We start from the raw sequence: 5,315 nt of genomic DNA, 5'->3' as shown, positions 1-5,315 counted from the left end.
TCGTGCCGACGCGGACGGGGGTGCGCTATCTCAAGCGGATCGCCAAATCCGGCGCGACGATCAAGGTGCTGACGAATTCCTATGCCGCGACCGATGTGGCGCTGGTCCATTCCGGCTATGCGCATCGCCGCAAGGGGCTGTTGCGCGCCGGGATCGAACTTTACGAATACGCAGCCGATGCCGAAGACCGCCGCCCGAGCGAGCGCAACCGGCGCGAGCGGCTGCTGGGCTCCGACATTCGCGGCACCTCTCCGTTTTCGCGCAACAAGCTGCACGCCAAGGTCTTCGCGGTGGATCGCGCGCGCGTCTTCATCGGCTCGTTCAACTTCGATCCACGCTCGATGCGGCTCAATACAGAGCTGGGCATCGTGATCAACGCGCCCGAGATCGCGACGGAAATCTCCGAGACCTTCAAGGAATTCATCCCCGCCCGCGCATGGCGCCTGCGCCTCACCCGTGCGCAGCAATTGCGCTGGTCGCGCCCCGGGCATGGCGTGCGCAAGCGCGAGCCGGGCGTGCCCTTCTCGCACCGCATCTTCCTGTGGATTGCGCAGCGCCTGCCGATCGAGTGGATGCTGTAAGCCTCAGCTCTTGCGCGTGCGTTTCACCTTGCGCGCGACCGCCTTCTTCTTGGCAGCGTCGCGGGCCGGTTTGCGCGGCCCCTTACCGGGACCTTTGCGCGGCGGGCGCGTGCCGGGGCGGCGGCCCTTGCGGCGCTTGCCGTCGCCCGAGGGCATCCCCTGCCCTTCGACTTCCAGCAGCTCCAGCATCAGCCCGCCGGTGATCGGCACGGCCTCCGACAGCCGCACCCGGACACGCTGCCCGATGGTGATGACCATCCCGGTATCGGAGCCCACCAGCTCCTGCGCCTCGCGGTCGAAATGGAAGAACTCGCGCCCGATCTCGCGGATCGGGATCAGCCCGTCCGCGCCGGTCTCGTCGAGCTTCACGAAGGCGCCGAATTTCTGCACGCCCGAGATGCGGCCCGTGAATTCGCTGCCCACGCGATCCGACAGGTAAGCCGCCAGATAGCGGTCGGTCGTATCGCGTTCGGCCACCATCGAGCGGCGCTCGGTATCGGAAATCTGCTTCGCGGTGTCCTCGAGGTTCTCGATATCCCACGCGCTCAGCCCGTCCTTGCCCCAGCCATGGCCGAGGATCAGCGCGCGGTGCACGATCAGGTCGGAATAGCGCCGGATCGGCGAGGTGAAATGCGCGTAGGAGCGCAGCGCGAGGCCGAAATGGCCGTAATTCGTCGGCGCGTAATAGGCCTGCGTCATCGAGCGCAGCGTCGAGATATTGATCAGCTCGTCGAACTCGGAGCCCTCGGACTGGCTGAGCAGGTTGTTCAGATGCGCGGTCTGTAGCACCTGCCCCTTCGCCAGCGTGAAACCGGACGCCTGCGCCACTTCGCGCAAGCTCTCGATCTTCTCGAGGCTCGGTTCCTCGTGGACACGATACAGCAGCGGACGGCGCAGCTTTTCCAGCTCCTCGGCGGCGGCCACATTGGCCAGCACCATGAACTCCTCGATCAGCTTATGCGCGTCGAGCCGCTCCTTGAACCGGATCGAGGCGACATGGCCATCGTCGCCGATCACGATCTGCCGCTCGGGCAGGTCCAGCTCCAGCGGCTGACGGATCGCGCGGGCGTGCTTGAGCGCCTCGTAAGCCTCGTAGATCGGGTCGATGATCTCCTCGACCATATCCTCGGTCTTCTCGTCCGGGTTGCCGTCCCGCGCCGATTGCACCTGCCCGTATTCGAGCGAGCCGACCGAACGGATCATCCCGCGCGTGAAGCGATGCGAGACCTTGCGCCCCTGCGCGTCGATCTTCATTCGCACCGCCAGCACCGCACGGTCCACGTTCTCGTGCAGAGAGCACAGATCGCCCGAGAGGCTATCGGGCAGCATCGGCACGACGCGGTCGGGGAAATAGGTGGAGTTGCCGCGCTTGCGAGCCTCGCGGTCCAGCTCGGAGCCCGGCGTCACGTAATGCGCCACGTCGGCAATCGCGACCCAGATCAGGAAGCCGCCGTCGTTTTTCGGATCGTCGTCACGGATCACCAGCACCGCGTCGTCGCGGTCGCGCGCATCCGCCGGGTCGATGGTGACGAAAGACAGCTCGCGCAGGTCTTCGCGGTCGCCCAGAGGCGCGGGTTTGGCCGCATCGGCCTCGGCCACGACCGCATCGGGGAAATCGTCCGGGATGCCATGTTGATGGATGGCGATCAGCGAGACCGCCTTGGGCGCGGACGGATCGCCCAGCACCTCGATCACGCGCGCCTTGGGCAGGCCCATGCGACCGCGCGGCCCGGTCTGTTCGGCCTCGACCAGCTCGCCATCCTTGGCGCCCAGCGTGACCGCCGCCGGAACTTGCCATTCGTTGCCGACACCCTTGTCGATCGGCATGATCCGCCCGCCCTCGGCATTCTTGCGGAAGATGCCGACAATACGGTGCGAGGCCTGCCCGATCTTGCGGATCAGCCGCGCCTCGTAGCCGTAATCCTCATCCTCGACCGGGGTCAGGCGGCCGAGGATACGGTCGCCCTCGGCCAGCGTCGGATCGCCGTCCTTCGGAACGAAGAGGACCAAAGGTGCAGGCCCCTCGCCATTCCATTCGGCAGGCTCGGCCCATTGGTCGCCTTGGCTGTCCTCGCGCATCACGCGCAGCACAGACACCGGCGGAAGCACGTTGGGGTCGCGGAAGTTGCGGCGGCGCTTCTCGATCAGGCCTTCGTCGGCCATGTCCTTGAGAATGCGCTTCAGCTCGATCTTCGCCTGCCCCTTCACACCGAAAGCCCGCGCAATGTCGCGCTTGGCCCCCTGGTCGGGGTTGTCGTTCAGCCAGTCGAGGATTTGCTGGCGCGAGGGGATGGGGGCGTTGCTCATGGGTTTGCCTAACATGGGGCGTGAGGGGCGTCACTCAAAGAGTGTGGCGCTAATTCTGGGTGTCGAGGGGGCGCTGCCCCCACGCGCGCAGGCGCGCGCGGCTCAGGCGGAGGGGGCTCTGCCCCCGCGCTGACGCGCCCCCCCGGGATATTTTCGCCAAGAGGAAGCTCAGAGCGGCTTTTCCATATCGCGATGCGGTATGCCCGCGTCGTCGTAATCTTCGCCGTAGGGCACGAAGCCGAGCTTCTCGTAGAACGGGATCGCGTAGCTCTGGGCCGAGAGATAGGCGCGGGTGCAGCCCATCTCAGCGAACCGCTCGCAGGCGTCGCGCACCAGCGCCGCGCCGAGCCCGGTGCCGCGCGCGGATTTCGCCACGCAGATGCGACCGATCTTGCCGGTCTCACCCTTGCGGATCAGCCGCGCGGTGCCGAGCGGCGTGCCCTCCTCGCTGGCAAGCAAATGGATCGCCTGATCGTCGAGATCGTCCCATTCCTCGGGCTCGGGGATGCCCTGTTCTTCGATGAACACGGCCCGGCGCAGCGCATGGCAGGGCGCGTAATCGGTAACTGGCTCGATCTTGATCATGCGAAATAGTCTCTCAATATGCGGGCATAGACGCGCGTCAGGGCTTCGATCTGGTCGAGGGGCACACGTTCGTCCACCTGATGCATCGTCGCGCCGACAAGGCCGAATTCCACGACCGGGCAGTGATCCTTCACGAAGCGCGCATCCGAGGTGCCGCCCGAGGTGGACAGCTCCGGCGCGCGGCCCGTTTCCGCCTCGACCGATTTCGCGACGAGATCGACGAAGGGACCGGGCGGCGTGACAAAGCTCTCGCCCGAGATATCGGGGTTGAGCGCGATACGGATGCCGGTCTCGGCGGCGATCTCGGAGGCCATCGCCTCGGCCCAGGCGATCAGCCCCTCGCCGGTATGCGCATCGTTGAAGCGGATATTCACGGTCGCGCGCGCCTTGGCCGGGATCACGTTATTGGCCGGGTTGCCGCAATCGATGGTGGTGATCTGCAGGCTCGACGGCTGGAAATGATCGGTGCCATTGTCAAGCGGCTCTGCGGTCATCCGGCCCAGCAGATCGACCAGCGCATGCAGCGGGTTCTTCGCGCGATGCGGATAGGCGGCATGACCCTGCACGCCCTCGGCCTCGATGTAGAAGCTGAGCGAGCCACGCCGCCCGATCTTCATCATCTCGCCCATCTCATTGGGGCAGGTCGGCTCGCCCACGAGGCAGACCGACATCGCCTCGCCCTCGGCCTTCATCCAATCCAGAAGCGCCCGCGTGCCGTCGCGGCCCGGCCCTTCCTCGTCGCCGGTGATGGCGAGGATCACCGCCCCGTCGGGCGGCGTCTCGGTCACGAAATCCACCGCTGCCGCGGCAAAGGCCGCCACGGCGGTCTTCATGTCGGTCGCGCCGCGCCCCCACATCACGCCGTCGACGATCTCGGCGCCGAACGGGTCATGCGTCCAGGCGCTCGCATCGCCCACCGGCACGACATCCGTGTGCCCGTTGAAGCCGAAGCTTTTCGCCGCCCCCTTCGCGCCCCAGCGCGCGTAGAAGTTCGGCGTGCCGTTGCGATCGACGCGCGTGCAGGTGAAGCCCGCCCCGCTCAGCAAGCCTTCCAGCAAAACCAGCGCGCCGCCCTCCTCCGGGGTCACCGAGGGGCAGCGGATCAGATCGGCGCTCAGGCGGATGGGATCGGTCGTCATGGGCACTCCTTTTCAGCGCTACAGGCTTAGAGCGCCGCGGCCCTCGGGGCAATGGCTGTTGCAGGCTCGACACCGGGCGCAAGTGACGCGGAGACAGGGGCTACCCAAAGGCAGGTCGCGGTGTCATGATATGTCAAAAGCAAAAGCCCGAAATCGGGCATATCGAGCAGGGCAAAGCCCGTAGTCAGACGCAAAAGACCCACGCGCGGCCCATTCAGGCGGCGCGCGTTTTCCGTGTCGGCTTCCCCGGGCGCGGAGACAGGCATGGGATCACGGCAGCATTCGGAGCGTCGCGGATGAGGGCGCAACAGGGCTGGATCGGTGCGCAGATCGCGCATCGCGGCGCGGTCAGGTTCGACGAGCGCAGATTGCCGGAGCTGCTCGCACGGGGCAGCCTGATGCTGGAATTCACCCTGATGCGCGGCGAGCAATCGCCCCTGCCATTGATCCATCTGCATCAGCGCGAAGGCTGGCGGAATTTCCTCTCGCTCAATCTCGATGTCGACGGGCGCATCGTGCTGGCGCAGCGGCGCGGCTCGGCGGTCCATGCGATCTCGATCGACGCTACGCAGGAGCGGCTGACCGGTGGGCGGATGCGGCTCATTTGGCGCTGGGACGGGCCGGGACGCGAGAGCCTGCTGACGCTGGAGGCGCTCGATCAGCGCACGATCCGGCAGCAGGCGGGCGTGGCCCCGCTGCCGCT

Annotated in this window: 5 protein-coding genes; 2 read left to right on the top strand and 3 right to left on the bottom strand. The window is 66.6% G+C overall.

Annotation, left to right across the window (positions count from 1 at the left end):
- A partial coding sequence (locus B3D39_RS11645) for a phospholipase D-like domain-containing protein (protein ID WP_286789713.1) occupies nt 1-581 on the top strand: 581 nt, incomplete at its 5' end.
- A 3-nt stretch (nt 582-584) separates the two neighbouring features.
- Here the strand turns inward: B3D39_RS11645 and rnr are convergent.
- From rnr to dapE, 3 genes are all read right to left on the bottom strand, one after another.
- Entirely contained in the window at nt 585-2,888 is a 2,304-nt protein-coding gene (rnr, locus tag B3D39_RS11640; RefSeq protein ID WP_274963006.1) for a ribonuclease R, read from the bottom strand.
- A gap of 168 nt (nt 2,889-3,056) precedes the next feature.
- On the bottom strand, nt 3,057-3,470 hold the full coding sequence (locus B3D39_RS11635) for a GNAT family N-acetyltransferase (RefSeq protein ID WP_414717994.1): 414 nt from the start codon (nt 3,468-3,470) through the stop codon (nt 3,057-3,059).
- The gene (gene dapE, locus B3D39_RS11630) at nt 3,470-4,612 is read right to left on the bottom strand and encodes a succinyl-diaminopimelate desuccinylase (RefSeq protein WP_274963004.1); all 1,143 of its coding nucleotides are present in this window, start codon (nt 4,610-4,612) and stop codon (nt 3,470-3,472) included. The genes B3D39_RS11635 and dapE overlap by 1 nt, the downstream gene beginning before the upstream one ends.
- 296 nt (nt 4,613-4,908) lie before the next feature.
- On the opposite strand from dapE, the gene B3D39_RS11625 reads away from it, so the two are divergent.
- Nucleotides 4,909-5,315 (top strand): hypothetical protein (locus B3D39_RS11625; protein ID WP_286789712.1); only part of this gene is annotated, 407 nt, incomplete at its 3' end.

The sequence above is a fragment of the Thioclava sp. UBA3469 genome (assembly GCF_002378135.1).
Classification (GTDB): Bacteria; Pseudomonadota; Alphaproteobacteria; order Rhodobacterales; family Rhodobacteraceae; genus Thioclava; species Thioclava sediminum.
Note: the sequence above shows the minus strand (reverse complement) of the source record. Positions and strands in the feature narration are given on the sequence as shown.

Bases quoted from the DNA above. Each gene is read 5' to 3' on its own strand.
- rnr (WP_274963006.1), bottom strand. From the start codon at position 2,888: ATGAGCAACGCCCCCATCCCCTCGCGCCAGCAAATCCTCGACTGGCTG.
- dapE (WP_274963004.1), bottom strand. From the start codon at position 4,612: ATGACGACCGATCCCATCCGCCTGAGCGCCGATCTGATCCGCTGCCCC.